The 12,378-nt window shown below is 60.0% G+C and carries 21 protein-coding genes; all 21 read left to right on the forward strand.

The annotated features are described in order from the left end of the window. Positions 1–72 precede the first annotated feature (72 nt). The 21 genes from rpsG (at position 73) to rplR (ending at position 12,362) form a co-directional block, all read left to right on the forward strand. Positions 73–543, forward strand: a complete 471-nt coding sequence (gene rpsG / locus FHX10_RS15020) for a 30S ribosomal protein S7 (protein ID WP_028757597.1) — start codon at positions 73–75, stop codon at positions 541–543. A gap of 29 nt (positions 544–572) precedes the next feature. Beyond that, complete coding sequence (fusA, locus tag FHX10_RS15025; RefSeq protein ID WP_029868122.1) at positions 573–2,672, forward strand: elongation factor G; 2,100 nt, start codon at positions 573–575, stop codon at positions 2,670–2,672. A 68-nt stretch (positions 2,673–2,740) separates the two neighbouring features. Continuing rightward, positions 2,741–3,916: an elongation factor Tu gene (gene tuf, locus FHX10_RS15030; RefSeq protein ID WP_028757605.1), complete on the forward strand. Its 1,176-nt coding sequence runs from the start codon at positions 2,741–2,743 to the stop codon at positions 3,914–3,916. Positions 3,917–4,070: 154 nt separating this feature from the next. Beyond that, positions 4,071–4,379, forward strand: a complete 309-nt coding sequence (gene rpsJ, locus FHX10_RS15035) for a 30S ribosomal protein S10 (RefSeq protein WP_003547547.1) — start codon at positions 4,071–4,073, stop codon at positions 4,377–4,379. A gap of 39 nt (positions 4,380–4,418) precedes the next feature. Continuing rightward, on the forward strand, positions 4,419–5,060 hold the full coding sequence (gene rplC, locus FHX10_RS15040; protein ID WP_028757604.1) for a 50S ribosomal protein L3: 642 nt from the start codon (positions 4,419–4,421) through the stop codon (positions 5,058–5,060). Between the two features lie 13 nt (positions 5,061–5,073). Further along, positions 5,074–5,694, forward strand: a complete 621-nt coding sequence (gene rplD, locus FHX10_RS15045) for a 50S ribosomal protein L4 (RefSeq protein WP_029868123.1) — start codon at positions 5,074–5,076, stop codon at positions 5,692–5,694. After that, a complete protein-coding gene (locus tag FHX10_RS15050; protein WP_003547550.1) occupies positions 5,691–5,984 on the forward strand; it encodes a 50S ribosomal protein L23 in 294 nt (97 codons plus the stop codon). The genes rplD and FHX10_RS15050 overlap by 4 nt, the downstream gene beginning before the upstream one ends. A gap of 11 nt (positions 5,985–5,995) precedes the next feature. After that, entirely contained in the window at positions 5,996–6,832 is an 837-nt protein-coding gene (gene rplB, locus FHX10_RS15055; protein WP_003573799.1) for a 50S ribosomal protein L2, read from the forward strand. Positions 6,833–6,847: 15 nt separating this feature from the next. Next, entirely contained in the window at positions 6,848–7,126 is a 279-nt protein-coding gene (rpsS, locus tag FHX10_RS15060; protein ID WP_003573797.1) for a 30S ribosomal protein S19, read from the forward strand. 2 nt (positions 7,127–7,128) lie between these two features. Then, positions 7,129–7,518 carry a 50S ribosomal protein L22 gene (rplV, locus tag FHX10_RS15065; protein ID WP_007626081.1) on the forward strand — a complete coding sequence of 130 codons (390 nt, stop codon included), beginning with the start codon at positions 7,129–7,131 and terminating at the stop codon, positions 7,516–7,518. Then, positions 7,518–8,249: a 30S ribosomal protein S3 gene (gene rpsC / locus FHX10_RS15070; RefSeq protein WP_003587196.1), complete on the forward strand. Its 732-nt coding sequence runs from the start codon at positions 7,518–7,520 to the stop codon at positions 8,247–8,249. Before rplV ends, rpsC begins: the two co-directional genes overlap by 1 nt. A 36-nt stretch (positions 8,250–8,285) precedes the next feature. Next, a complete protein-coding gene (rplP, locus tag FHX10_RS15075) occupies positions 8,286–8,699 on the forward strand; it encodes a 50S ribosomal protein L16 (protein WP_003573792.1) in 414 nt (137 codons plus the stop codon). Positions 8,700–8,711: 12 nt separating this feature from the next. Further along, positions 8,712–8,912, forward strand: a complete 201-nt coding sequence (rpmC, locus tag FHX10_RS15080; protein ID WP_003547556.1) for a 50S ribosomal protein L29 — start codon at positions 8,712–8,714, stop codon at positions 8,910–8,912. Between the two features lie 12 nt (positions 8,913–8,924). Beyond that, positions 8,925–9,164, forward strand: coding sequence for a 30S ribosomal protein S17 (gene rpsQ, locus FHX10_RS15085; RefSeq protein WP_003547557.1), 240 nt, complete (start codon positions 8,925–8,927; stop codon positions 9,162–9,164). Between the two features lie 259 nt (positions 9,165–9,423). Further along, entirely contained in the window at positions 9,424–9,792 is a 369-nt protein-coding gene (rplN, locus tag FHX10_RS15090) for a 50S ribosomal protein L14 (RefSeq protein WP_003573790.1), read from the forward strand. Positions 9,793–9,803: 11 nt separating this feature from the next. Further along, positions 9,804–10,112 (forward strand): 50S ribosomal protein L24, encoded by a 309-nt coding sequence (gene rplX / locus FHX10_RS15095; RefSeq protein ID WP_003587195.1) that lies wholly within the window; start codon positions 9,804–9,806, stop codon positions 10,110–10,112. Beyond that, on the forward strand, positions 10,105–10,662 hold the full coding sequence (gene rplE, locus FHX10_RS15100; protein WP_003573788.1) for a 50S ribosomal protein L5: 558 nt from the start codon (positions 10,105–10,107) through the stop codon (positions 10,660–10,662). The genes rplX and rplE overlap by 8 nt, the downstream gene beginning before the upstream one ends. Before the next feature lie 32 nt (positions 10,663–10,694). Continuing rightward, positions 10,695–11,000, forward strand: coding sequence for a 30S ribosomal protein S14 (gene rpsN, locus FHX10_RS15105; RefSeq protein ID WP_003573787.1), 306 nt, complete (start codon positions 10,695–10,697; stop codon positions 10,998–11,000). A 12-nt stretch (positions 11,001–11,012) separates the two neighbouring features. After that, on the forward strand, positions 11,013–11,411 hold the full coding sequence (rpsH, locus tag FHX10_RS15110) for a 30S ribosomal protein S8 (protein WP_003547562.1): 399 nt from the start codon (positions 11,013–11,015) through the stop codon (positions 11,409–11,411). Between the two features lie 42 nt (positions 11,412–11,453). Further along, the gene (gene rplF / locus FHX10_RS15115; protein ID WP_029868125.1) at positions 11,454–11,987 is read left to right on the forward strand and encodes a 50S ribosomal protein L6; all 534 of its coding nucleotides are present in this window, start codon (positions 11,454–11,456) and stop codon (positions 11,985–11,987) included. A gap of 12 nt (positions 11,988–11,999) precedes the next feature. Further along, entirely contained in the window at positions 12,000–12,362 is a 363-nt protein-coding gene (rplR, locus tag FHX10_RS15120) for a 50S ribosomal protein L18 (RefSeq protein WP_029868126.1), read from the forward strand. Positions 12,363–12,378: the final 16 nt, after the last annotated feature.

Genomic DNA, 12,378 nt, shown 5'->3' on the forward strand with positions numbered 1-12,378 from the left:
TTTTGAATAATTCGGCGCTGCGCGAGGTCCTCCGCGTGATGAAGCGCCTTAACGATTGAAGAGACGAAAACTATGTCCAGACGCCATAAAGCAGAAAAGCGCGAGATCAATCCGGATCCGAAGTTCGGCGATCTCGTCGTCACCAAGTTCATGAATGCCATCATGCTCGACGGCAAGAAGTCCGTTGCTGAAAACATCGTCTACGGTGCGTTCGACGCCGTCCAGGGCAAGTCCAAGCAGGAGCCGCTCACGGTTTTCCATTCTGCGCTCGACAACATTGCCCCGCACGTTGAAGTCCGCTCGCGCCGTGTCGGTGGTGCGACCTATCAGGTCCCGGTCGACGTTCGTCCGGAGCGCCGCCAGGCTCTCGCCATTCGCTGGCTGATCGCTGCTGCCCGCAAGCGCAATGAAACGACTATGGTTGACCGCCTTTCCGGCGAACTGCTCGATGCGTCCAACAACCGTGGCTCCGCCGTCAAGAAGCGCGAAGACACGCACAAGATGGCTGACGCCAACCGCGCATTCTCGCACTATCGCTGGTAATTCCGAACGGTATCGAAAGGCAGTCCACAATGGCTCGCGAATATAAGATCGAAGATTACCGCAATTTCGGTATCATGGCGCATATCGACGCCGGCAAGACCACGACCACCGAGCGTATCCTTTACTACACCGGCAAGTCGCACAAGATCGGCGAAGTCCACGACGGCGCAGCCACCATGGACTGGATGGAGCAGGAGCAGGAGCGTGGCATCACGATCACCTCTGCTGCCACCACGACCTTCTGGAAGGGCCGTGACGGCAAGATGCGCCGCTTCAACATCATCGACACCCCCGGCCACGTCGACTTCACCATCGAAGTCGAGCGTTCGCTGCGCGTTCTCGACGGCGCCATCGCGCTGCTCGACGCCAACGCAGGTGTTGAGCCGCAGACGGAAACCGTCTGGCGTCAGGCCGAGAAGTACAACGTCCCGCGGATGATCTTCTGCAACAAGATGGACAAGACCGGCGCGGACTTCTACCGCTCCGTCGAGATGATCAAGACCCGTCTCGGCGCAACGGCTGTCGTCATGCAGCTGCCGATCGGCGCTGAAAGCGACTTCAAGGGCGTCATCGACCTCATCGAGATGAACGCTCTCATCTGGCGCGACGAGTCGCTCGGCGCCCAGTGGGATGTCGTCGAGATCCCCGAGGATATGAAGGCCAAGGCCGAAGAATATCGCGAAAAGCTGATCGAGACGGTCGTCGATATCGACGAAGCCGCCATGGAAGCCTATCTCGAAGGCGTTCTGCCCGACAACGATCAGATCCGCGCGCTGGTTCGCCGCGGCACGATCGACGTCAAGTTCCACCCGATGTTCTGCGGCACCGCCTTCAAGAACAAGGGCGTGCAGCCGCTGCTCGACGCCGTCGTCGACTACCTGCCGTCGCCGATGGACATCCCGGCGATCAAGGGCATCGACTTCAAGACGGAAGCTGACATCGAGCGTCACGCCGACGACAACGAGCCGCTTTCCATGCTCGCCTTCAAGATCATGAACGACCCCTTCGTCGGTTCGCTGACCTTCGCCCGCATCTACTCCGGCAAGCTCGAAAAGGGCGCGTCGGTCATGAACACGGTCAAGGACAAGCGCGAGCGCGTCGGCCGCATGCTGCAGATGCACTCCAACTCGCGTGAAGACATCGAAGAAGCCTTCGCAGGCGACATCGTCGCTCTCGCCGGCCTCAAGGAAACCACGACGGGCGACACGCTTTGCGATCCGCTGAAGCCGGTTATCCTCGAGCGCATGGAATTCCCCGAGCCGGTCATCCAGATCGCCATCGAGCCGAAGACCAAGGGCGACCAGGAAAAGATGGGCCTCGCGCTCAACCGCCTGGCTGCTGAAGATCCTTCCTTCCGCGTCAAGACCGACCAGGAATCCGGCCAGACCATCATTGCCGGCATGGGCGAACTGCATCTCGACATCATCGTCGACCGCATGCGTCGTGAATTCAAGGTCGAAGCAACCGTCGGCGCGCCGCAGGTTGCCTACCGCGAAACCATCACCCGGACGCACGAAGAAGACTACACGCACAAGAAGCAGTCCGGTGGTACCGGCCAGTTCGCGCGCGTCAAGATCATCTTCGAACCGAACCCGGACGGCGACGACTTCAAGTTCGAATCGAAGATTGTCGGTGGTTCCGTTCCGAAGGAATACATCCCCGGCGTCCAGAAGGGCATCGAAAGCGTCCTGTCTTCGGGTCCGCTGGCTGGCTTCCCGATGCTCGGCGTCAAGGCGACCCTCATCGACGGCGCCTTCCACGACGTCGACTCCTCGGTTCTCGCCTTCGAAATCGCATCGCGTGCCTGCTTCCGTGAAGCAGCCAAGAAGGCCGGCGCTCAGCTGCTCGAGCCGATGATGAAGGTCGAAGTCGTGACCCCGGAAGATTACGTCGGCGACGTCATCGGCGACCTGAACTCCCGTCGCGGCCAGATCCAGGGCCAGGAAAGCCGTGGTATCGCCGTCGTCATCAACGCGAACGTTCCGCTCGCGAACATGTTCAAGTACGTCGACAACCTGCGCTCCATGTCTCAGGGCCGCGCTCAGTACACGATGACCTTCGATCACTATTCGCCGGTCCCGTCGAACGTCGCAACAGAAATCCAGGCAAAGTATTCCGGTCAGAAGTGACCGGCATACCAATTGACCGATAACAAGAATTAGATCCCCTCGGGGACTAGCAAAACGGAGAGCCGAAAATGGCAAAGAGTAAGTTTGAGCGCAACAAGCCGCACGTCAACATCGGCACGATCGGCCACGTTGACCACGGCAAGACGTCTCTGACGGCAGCGATCACGAAGTACTTCGGTGAGTTCAAGGCGTACGACCAGATCGACGCGGCTCCGGAAGAAAAGGCTCGTGGCATCACCATTTCGACGGCACACGTCGAATATGAGACGCCGGCCCGCCACTACGCGCACGTCGACTGCCCCGGCCACGCCGACTACGTCAAGAACATGATCACCGGTGCTGCCCAGATGGACGGCGCGATCCTGGTGTGCTCGGCCGCTGACGGCCCGATGCCGCAGACGCGCGAACACATCCTTCTGGCCCGCCAGGTCGGCGTTCCGGCGATCGTGGTGTTCCTGAACAAGGTCGACCAGGTTGACGACGCCGAGCTTCTCGAACTGGTCGAGCTCGAAGTTCGCGAACTGCTGTCGTCCTACGACTTCCCGGGCGACGATATCCCGGTCGTCAAGGGTTCGGCGCTCGCTGCTCTCGAAGATTCGGACAAGAAGATCGGCGAAGACGCGATCCGCGAGCTGATGGCTGCGGTTGACGCCTACATCCCGACGCCTGAGCGTCCGATCGACCAGCCGTTCCTGATGCCGATCGAAGACGTGTTCTCGATCTCGGGCCGCGGCACGGTTGTGACCGGCCGCGTCGAGCGTGGCATCGTCAAGGTTGGCGAAGAAGTCGAGATCGTCGGCATCCGCCCGACCTCGAAGACGACGGTGACCGGCGTTGAAATGTTCCGCAAGCTGCTCGATCAGGGCCAGGCCGGCGACAACATCGGCGCGCTGATCCGCGGTGTGAACCGTGACGGCGTCGAGCGTGGTCAGATTCTCTGCAAGCCGGGTTCTGTCAAGCCGCACAAGAAGTTCATGGCGGAAGCCTACATCCTGACGAAGGAAGAGGGTGGCCGTCATACGCCGTTCTTCACCAACTACCGTCCGCAGTTCTACTTCCGCACGACCGACGTGACGGGCATTGTGACGCTGCCGGAAGGCACGGAGATGGTTATGCCGGGCGACAACGTCACGGTTGCCGTCGAGCTGATCGTTCCGATCGCGATGGAAGAAAAGCTGCGCTTCGCTATCCGCGAAGGCGGCCGCACCGTCGGCGCCGGTATCGTCGCTTCGATCGTCGAGTAATTAGCGGCTGGGCCACCAGGCCCAAGGAAAGGATAGGGACGCCGATCTGGGTGTCCCTCTCGATCTTTGAAACCGGTGGCCCGCTAACGTAACTGAAGGTAAGTCGTGTCCCTCAATGGTGACACGCGGATAACAGACACAAGGATAAAGTCGAATGAACGGCCAGAATATCCGCATCCGCCTGAAGGCGTTCGATCACCGGATTCTCGATGCCTCCACGCGCGAGATCGTATCGACGGCGAAGCGCACCGGTGCCAGCGTCCGGGGCCCCGTTCCGCTTCCGACCCGCATCGAGAAGTTTACGGTCAACCGGTCCCCGCACATCGACAAGAAGAGCCGTGAACAGTTCGAGATGCGCACGCATAAGCGCCTTCTCGATATCGTTGACCCGACCCCGCAGACGGTAGACGCGCTGATGAAGCTCGATCTCGCCGCCGGTGTCGATGTTGAGATCAAGCTCTGAGACCTCGGGTCTTCGGGCTGAGTGAGAAGGATTGAACCGATGCGTTCAGGTGTGATTGCACAGAAGGTGGGAATGACCCGCGTCTATAACGACGCCGGCGAGCATGTCCCGGTAACGGTACTGCGCATGGAGGCCGTCCAGGTCGTTGCCACGCGCACTGTCGAAAAGAATGGCTATACCGCAGTTCAGCTCGGTGCCGGCCAGGCGAAGGTGAAGAACACGTCGAAGGCGATGCGCGGCAACTTTGCCGTTGCCAACGTCGAGCCGAAGGCCAAGGTCGCAGAATTCCGCGTGTCGGAAGATCAGCTGCTCGAAGTCGGCACTGAGATCAAGGCGGGTCACTTTGCAGCCGGTCAGCTCGTCGACGTGACGGGCACGACGATCGGTAAGGGTTTTGCCGGCGCCATGAAGCGCCACGGTTTCGGCGGTCTGCGCGCCACGCACGGTGTGTCGGTTTCGCACCGCTCGCACGGTTCGACCGGCTCGCGCCAGGATCCGGGCAAGGTTTTCAAGAACAAGAAGATGGCTGGTCACATGGGCCAGACGCGTGTCACGACGCAGAACCTGGAAGTGGTTTCGACCGACGAAGATCGTGGTCTGATCCTGATCAAGGGTGCTGTTCCTGGTTCCAAGGGTGCCTGGATCATCGTGCGCGACGCCGTCAAGTCGGCCGCGAAGTAAGGGAGCCAGATCAATGGAATTGAACGTCAAGACCCTCGAGGGAAAAGACGCCGGGAAGGTTTCCCTTTCGGACGCGATTTTCGGCCTCGAGCCCCGCGAAGACATTCTCGCCCGCGTCATCCGCTGGCAGCTTGCCAAGAAGCAGCAGGGCACGCACAAGGCTAAGGGCCGCGCTGAAGTTTCGCGCACCGGCGCCAAGATGTACAAGCAGAAGGGTACGGGCCGCGCCCGCCACCATTCGGCTCGCGCTCCGCAGTTCCGCGGCGGCGGCAAGGCTCACGGCCCGGTCGTGCGCAGCCACGAGCATGATCTTCCCAAGAAGGTTCGTGCACTCGGCCTTCGCCATGCCCTTTCGGCCAAGATCAAGGCCGATGACGTCATCGTCATCGACAACCTGGTTGCCACCGAAGCCAAGACCAAGGCTCTCGCGTCCGTTTTCGAGACGCTCGGCCTGACCAACGCCCTCTTCATCGGCGGCGCAGAGCTTGATGGCAACTTCAAGCTCGCAGCTCAGAACATCCCGAACATCGATGTTCTGCCGATCCAGGGCATCAACGTTTACGACATCGTGCGCCGCGGCAAGCTCGTGCTTTCCAAGGCTGCGGTTGAAGCGCTAGAGGAGCGATTCAAGTGACCGATCTTCGCCACTACGATGTGATCGTCTCCCCGGCGATCACCGAAAAGTCCACGCTGGTATCCGAAAACAACCAGGTTGTTTTCAATGTCGCCAAGCAGGCGACGAAGCCGGAAATCAAGGCTGCTGTCGAGGCGCTGTTCGGCGTCAAGGTTACGGCCGTCAACACTCTGCTGCGCAAGGGCAAGACCAAGCGGTTCCGCGGTTTCGTCGGCAAGCAGAAGGACGTGAAGAAGGCTGTCGTAACCCTGGCTGAAGGCCAGACGATCGACGTCTCCACCGGTCTCTGAGGTATAAGAAAATGGCATTGAAAACATTCAATCCGATCACCCCGAGCCAGCGCCAGCTGGTCATCGTCGACCGCTCGGCCCTCTACAAGGGCAAGCCGGTCAAGGCGCTGACGGAAGGTCTGACCAAGAGCGGCGGTCGTAACAACCTCGGTCGCATCACCGCCCGCTTCATCGGCGGCGGTCACAAGCGCACCTATCGTCTGATCGACTTCAAGCGTCGCAAGTTCGACGTCGAAGGCACCGTCGAGCGTATCGAATACGATCCGAACCGCACGGCGTTCATCGCGCTGGTGACCTATGCTGATGGCGAAAAGGCTTATATCCTCGCTCCGCAGCGCCTCGCTGCCGGTGACAAGGTCATCGCTTCCGAGAAGGCTGTTGACGTCAAGCCCGGCAACACCATGCCGCTGCAGTTCATCCCGGTCGGCTCCATCATCCACAATGTGGAAATGAAGCCGGGCAAGGGTGGTCAGATCGCTCGCTCCGCCGGTGGCTACGCACAGCTCGTCGGCCGCGACCAGGGCATGGCGATCCTTCGCCTGAACTCCGGTGAACAGCGTCTCGTCCATGGCTCCTGCCTTGCTTCGATCGGCGCCGTCTCCAACCCGGATCACGCCAACATCAACGACGGCAAGGCCGGTCGTACGGTTTGGCGCGGCAAGCGTCCGCATAACCGCGGCGTCGTCATGAACCCGGTCGACCATCCGCACGGCGGTGGTGAAGGCCGCACCTCTGGTGGTCGCCATCCGGTGACACCCTGGGGCAAGCCGACCAAGGGCAAGCGCACCCGGTCGAACAAGTCGACCGACAAGATGATCATGCGCTCGCGTCATCAGCGTAAGAAGTAAGAGAGGAAGTCTCCAATGGCTCGTTCAGTATGGAAAGGTCCGTTCGTTGACGGCTATCTTCTCAAGAAGGCTGAGAAGGTTCGTGAAGGCGGACGTGCAGAAGTGATCAAGATCTGGAGCCGTCGCTCCACGATCCTGCCGCAGTTCGTCGGTCTTACCTTCGGCGTCTACAACGGCAGCAAGCATATTCCGGTCAGCGTCAATGAAGACATGGTCGGCCACAAATTCGGTGAATTCTCTCCGACCCGCACCTACTACGGTCACGGCGCGGACAAGAAGGCGAAGAGGAAGTAACAATGGGCAAGGCAAAAGCCGAACGCCGGCTGAAGGACAACGAGGCGCAAGCAGTCGCCCGCACGCTCCGCGTCAGCCCCCAGAAGCTCAACCTGGTTGCTGCGGCTATCCGTGGCAAGAAGGTCGAGCGCGCACTCGCTGAGCTGGAGTTCTCCCGCAAGCGCATCGCAGGCGCCGTCAAGAAGACGCTCGAATCTGCGATCGCCAATGCCGAGAACAACCACGATCTCGACGTCGACTCGCTTGTCGTCGCCGAGGCCTATGTCGGCAAGTCGATCGTCATGAAGCGTTTCCACGCTCGTGGCCGTGGTCGCGCGTCGCGCATCGAAAAGCCCTTCGCGCACCTGACGATCGTCGTTCGTGAAGTGCAGGCAGTAGAGGAGGCCGCATAATGGGTCAGAAAATCAATCCAATCGGTTTCCGTCTTGGCATCAACCGTACCTGGGATAGCCGCTGGTTCGCGGACAATGCCGAGTACGGCCAGCTGCTGCACGAAGACCTGAAGATGCGCAAGTTCGTCATGAGCGAACTGAAGCAGGCCGGGATCTCCAAGGTGGTCATCGAGCGTCCGCACAAGAAGTGCCGCGTCACGATCCACTCGGCACGTCCGGGCCTCATCATCGGCCGCAAGGGCGCAGACATCGACAAGCTCCGCAAGAAGCTGTCGGACATGACGAATTCGGAAACGCACCTCAACATCGTCGAAGTGCGCAAGCCCGAAGTCGACGCGACGCTGGTCGCTCAGTCGATCGCCCAGCAGCTCGAGCGCCGCGTGGCTTTCCGCCGCGCCATGAAGCGCGCCGTTCAGTCCGCGATGCGTCTTGGCGCCGAAGGCATCAAGATCACCTGCGCCGGCCGTCTCGGCGGCGCTGAAATCGCCCGTACGGAATGGTACCGCGAAGGTCGTGTGCCGCTGCACACGCTGCGCGCCGACATCGACTACGGCACGGCTGAAGCAGAAACCGCATTCGGCATCTGCGGCATCAAGGTCTGGATCTTCAAGGGCGAAATCCTTGAGCACGATCCGATGGCTTCCGAGCGCCGTGCGATGGAAGGTGACGCCCAGGGTCCGGCAAGCCGTGACCGTGACCGCGACAGAGACCGTCGCCGCGACAACGCTTGATAGCGCGCGTGGCAGAGAAGTTCGGAGAATAAGAAAATGTTGCAGCCAAAGCGTACCAAGTACCGCAAGCAGTTCAAGGGCCGCATCAAGGGCGTCGCCAAGGGCGGTTCTGACCTGGCATTCGGCGAATTCGGCCTGAAGGCTCAGGAACCCAACCGCGTCAACGCGCGCGAGATCGAAGCGGCCCGCCGCGCGATCACGCGTTATATGAAGCGCGCCGGCCGTGTATGGATCCGCGTGTTCCCGGACGTTCCGGTAACCGCAAAGCCGACCGAAGTCCGTATGGGTAAGGGTAAGGGCTCCGTTGAATACTGGGCATGCAAGGTCAAGCCCGGCCGTATGATGTTCGAGATCGACGGTGTCAGCGAAGAAATCGCCCGCGAGGCGCTTCGTCTCGGCTCTGCCAAGCTCTCGGTCAAGACGCGCTTCGTTCAGCGCATTGCAGAGTAAGGGATTGAGCTCATGAAAGCCTCAGATGTTCGCGGGTTCACCGCCGACCAACTCAAGGACGAGCTTGCCAAGCTGAAGAAGGAGCAGTTCAACCTGCGCTTCCAGAAGGCGACCGGCCAGCTCGAAAAGTCCTCGCGCATCAACGAAGTCCGCAAGGACATCGCCCGCGTGAAAACCATTGCCCGCCAGAAGGCGGCAGAAGTTAAGGCCTAAAGGAAGAAAAATATGCCGAAGCGCATCCTGCAGGGCGTCGTCGTTGGCGACAAGAACGAGAAGACGGTAGTGGTTCGTGTCGAGCGTCGTTTCGCTCACCCGCTGCTCCAGAAGACCGTTCGTCGTTCCAAGAAGTACAAGGCCCACGACGAGAACAACCAGTACAAGATCGGCGATACCGTATCCATCGAGGAATGCGCGCCGATTTCCAAGGACAAGCGTTGGACGGTGATTTCCGCCCAGGGCAAGTAACAGAATTTTGTGCGAGGCCTTGCGTCTCGCCGAAATATCTGTATGAAGCAGCGTCAGAACGCTCGAATGCCGGGCGTTCTTTTGCTTTGAGCGCACGGAAGGTCCCGTTCGGGAAACCACCCTGGCACGATCGACCCCGCGCTATTCAGCTATTGCCGCGTCTGTGTTGCCGTCATGGCAGCTCGGCCGGCGAAAATTTTCATAAGCCGGAGTAGGGGGCTAGCCCAACCATTCCGGTAAACCAAGAAGGCGACCTGATATGATTCAGATGCAAACAAACCTCGACGTCGCGGATAATTCCGGCGCACGTCGTGTCATGTGCATCAAGGTGCTGGGCGGCTCGAAGCGCAAGTATGCCTCGATCGGCGACGTCATCGTCGTTTCGATCAAGGAAGCGATCCCGCGCGGCCGTGTGAAGAAGGGTGACGTGATGAAGGCGGTTGTCGTTCGTACCGCCAAGGATATCCGTCGTCCGGATGGCTCCGTCATCCGCTTTGACACCAACGCAGCAGTCCTCATCGACAACAAGAAAGAGCCGATCGGCACCCGTATCTTCGGACCGGTTCCGCGCGAACTTCGCGCCAAGAACCACATGAAGATCATCTCGCTGGCTCCCGAAGTACTGTAAGGAGCGAAGCGATGCAGAAGATTCGTAAGGGCGACAAGGTCGTCATGCTCGCTGGCAAGGACAAGGGCCGCACCGGCGAAGTTGTCCAGGTCATGCCAAAGGAAGATCGTGCCGTCGTTCGTGGCGTCAACGTCGTCAAGCGCCACCAGCGCCAGACGCAGACCCAGGAAGCCGGCATTATCAACAAGGAAGCCTCGGTTCACCTGTCCAACGTTGCAATCGTCGACAAGGACGGTAAGCCGACCCGCGTCGGTTTCAAGGTTGTTGACGGCAAGAAGGTCCGTGTGGCCAAGCGTTCTGGAGAAGTGATCGATGGCTGAGGCAAAATACGAGCCACGGCTCAAGAAGGAATATGTCGAGCGCATCCGCAAGGCGATGCAGGAGCAGTTCTCCTACGCCAACGAGATGATGATTCCGAAGCTCGACAAGATCGTGATCAACATGGGTGTTGGCGAAGCGACCGCTGACTCGAAGAAGCCGACGGTTGCTGCCGCCGACCTCGCAGCGATCGCCGGCCAGAAGCCGGTCATCACCCGCGCACGCAACTCTATCGCAGGCTTCAAGGTCCGCGAACAGATGCCGATCGGCGCCAAGGTTACCCTTCGCGGCGCCCGCATGTACGAGTTCCTGGACCGTCTCGTGAACATCGCGCTCCCGCGCGTTCGCGACTTCCGCGGCCTGAACCCGAAGAGCTTTGACGGCCGTGGCAACTTCGCCATGGGCATCAAGGAGCACATTGTGTTCCCTGAGATCAACTACGACAAGGTTGATCAGATGTGGGGCATGGACATCATCGTTTGCACGACGGCGACGACCGACGACGAAGCACGGGCTCTTCTGAAAGAGTTCAGCTTCCCGTTCCGTCAATAACCGTAACGACGAGCGTAGAAAAGGAACCTGACATGGCGAAGACAAGCGCAGTTGAAAAGAACAAGCGCCGCCGTACTACGGTCGCCAACCAGGCCGCTAAGCGGGCTGCGTTGAAGGCGATCATCATGAACCAGGCTCTTCCGATCGAAGAGCGGTTCAAGGCCTCGATCAAGCTGGCATCCCTGCCGCGCGATGGATCGAAGACCCGTATTCGCAACCGTTGCGAAGTCTCGGGGCGTCCGCGCGCATATTACCGTAAACTGCGCATGTCGCGTATCGCGCTGCGTGAACTCGGCAATCTCGGCAAGGTGCCGGGCATCGTCAAGTCGAGCTGGTAAGGAGCAGGTTACATGACAATGACTGATCCGTTGGGCGATATGCTCACCCGCATCCGCAACGGCGCTTCCCGCCGCAAGTCGTCGGTCTCGACGCCTGCGTCCAAGCTCCGTGCGCGTGTTCTCGATGTCCTGCAGTCCGAAGGCTACATCCGTGGCTATTCCGTTGTCGATTTCGGCAATGGCAAGTCGGAACTCAGCATCGAGCTGAAATATTATGAAGGCGCATCGGTGATCCGTGAGATCGGCCGTGTGTCCAAGCCGGGCCGCCGGGTTTATGTCTCGGTCAAGTCCATTCCGCAGGTCGCGAACGGTCTCGGCATCACCATCCTTTCGACTCCGAAGGGTGTGATGGCCGATCACCAGGCTCGCGAACAGAACGTTGGCGGCGAGGTTCTTTGCTCGGTCTTCTAAGATCGGGCAGGGGTCTCCATAGCGAACAGACAGGATAGAAACATGTCTCGTATCGGTAAAAAGCCCGTTCAGGTACCTGCTGGGATCACGGCTACGGTCGATGGTCAGAAGGTGACTGCAAAGGGTCCGAAGGGCGAGCTGTTTTTCGTTGCTAACGACGAAATCAGCCTCAAGCTCGAAAATAACGCGGTCGTCGTAACGCCGCTCAGCCAGACCAAGGATGCACGTTCGAAGTGGGGCATGTCCCGCACGATGATCGAAGGCATCTTCAAGGGCGTCAAGGACGGTTTCGAGCGCAAGCTTGAAATCAACGGCGTTGGTTACCGCGCCTCCATGCAGGGCAAGAACCTGCAGCTGGCTCTCGGTTTCAGCCACGACGTGATCTATGAGCCGCCGGTCGGTATCTCGATCGCTGTTCCGAAGCCGACTGAAATCATCGTCAGCGGCATCAACAAGCAGCAGGTCGGCCAGGTTGCCGCCGAAATCCGCGAATATCGCGGTCCCGAGCCTTACAAGGGCAAGGGCGTCAAGTACGCCGACGAGCGGATCGTCCGCAAAGAAGGCAAGAAGAAGTAAGGATCACGCGAAATGGCTAGCAGGAAAGAAGCACTTGCACGTCGTGCCAACCGCGTGCGCCGTCAACTCAAGTCGGTGGCCAATGGCCGTCCGCGCCTGTCGGTTCATCGCTCCTCGAAGAACATCTACGCCCAGGTCATCGATGATGTGGCCGGCAAGACGCTCGCGTCTGCCTCCACCCTCGAAAAGGATCTGCGCGGTTCTCTGAAGACCGGTGCCGATACCGCCGCCGCTGCCGTCGTAGGCAAGCTCGTTGCCGAGCGCGCCTCCAAGGCCGGTGTTACGGAAGTCGTGTTCGACCGTGGCGCCTTCATCTATCACGGCCGCATCAAGGCTCTCGCCGAAGCGGCCCGCGAAGGCGGTCTCACCTTCTGATCAGTTTCCGGCCGGA

The sequence above is a fragment of the Rhizobium sp. BK591 genome (assembly GCF_014195045.1).
Classification (GTDB): Bacteria; Pseudomonadota; Alphaproteobacteria; order Rhizobiales; family Rhizobiaceae; genus Rhizobium; species Rhizobium anhuiense.

Excerpts from the sequence above, each read along its gene's own strand:
- rpsG (WP_028757597.1), top strand. The coding sequence starts at position 73 with ATGTCCAGACGCCATAAAGCAGAAAAGCGCGAGATCAATCCGGATCCG.
- fusA (WP_029868122.1), top strand. The coding sequence starts at position 573 with ATGGCTCGCGAATATAAGATCGAAGATTACCGCAATTTCGGTATCATG.
- tuf (WP_028757605.1), top strand. The coding sequence starts at position 2,741 with ATGGCAAAGAGTAAGTTTGAGCGCAACAAGCCGCACGTCAACATCGGC.
- rpsJ (WP_003547547.1), top strand. The coding sequence starts at position 4,071 with ATGAACGGCCAGAATATCCGCATCCGCCTGAAGGCGTTCGATCACCGG.
- rplC (WP_028757604.1), top strand. The coding sequence starts at position 4,419 with ATGCGTTCAGGTGTGATTGCACAGAAGGTGGGAATGACCCGCGTCTAT.
- rplD (WP_029868123.1), top strand. The coding sequence starts at position 5,074 with ATGGAATTGAACGTCAAGACCCTCGAGGGAAAAGACGCCGGGAAGGTT.
- rplB (WP_003573799.1), top strand. The coding sequence starts at position 5,996 with ATGGCATTGAAAACATTCAATCCGATCACCCCGAGCCAGCGCCAGCTG.
- rpsS (WP_003573797.1), top strand. The coding sequence starts at position 6,848 with ATGGCTCGTTCAGTATGGAAAGGTCCGTTCGTTGACGGCTATCTTCTC.
- rplV (WP_007626081.1), top strand. The coding sequence starts at position 7,129 with ATGGGCAAGGCAAAAGCCGAACGCCGGCTGAAGGACAACGAGGCGCAA.
- rpsC (WP_003587196.1), top strand. The coding sequence starts at position 7,518 with ATGGGTCAGAAAATCAATCCAATCGGTTTCCGTCTTGGCATCAACCGT.
- rplP (WP_003573792.1), top strand. The coding sequence starts at position 8,286 with ATGTTGCAGCCAAAGCGTACCAAGTACCGCAAGCAGTTCAAGGGCCGC.
- rpmC (WP_003547556.1), top strand. The coding sequence starts at position 8,712 with ATGAAAGCCTCAGATGTTCGCGGGTTCACCGCCGACCAACTCAAGGAC.
- rpsQ (WP_003547557.1), top strand. The coding sequence starts at position 8,925 with ATGCCGAAGCGCATCCTGCAGGGCGTCGTCGTTGGCGACAAGAACGAG.
- rplN (WP_003573790.1), top strand. The coding sequence starts at position 9,424 with ATGATTCAGATGCAAACAAACCTCGACGTCGCGGATAATTCCGGCGCA.
- rplX (WP_003587195.1), top strand. The coding sequence starts at position 9,804 with ATGCAGAAGATTCGTAAGGGCGACAAGGTCGTCATGCTCGCTGGCAAG.
- rplE (WP_003573788.1), top strand. The coding sequence starts at position 10,105 with ATGGCTGAGGCAAAATACGAGCCACGGCTCAAGAAGGAATATGTCGAG.
- rpsN (WP_003573787.1), top strand. The coding sequence starts at position 10,695 with ATGGCGAAGACAAGCGCAGTTGAAAAGAACAAGCGCCGCCGTACTACG.
- rpsH (WP_003547562.1), top strand. The coding sequence starts at position 11,013 with ATGACAATGACTGATCCGTTGGGCGATATGCTCACCCGCATCCGCAAC.
- rplF (WP_029868125.1), top strand. The coding sequence starts at position 11,454 with ATGTCTCGTATCGGTAAAAAGCCCGTTCAGGTACCTGCTGGGATCACG.
- rplR (WP_029868126.1), top strand. The coding sequence starts at position 12,000 with ATGGCTAGCAGGAAAGAAGCACTTGCACGTCGTGCCAACCGCGTGCGC.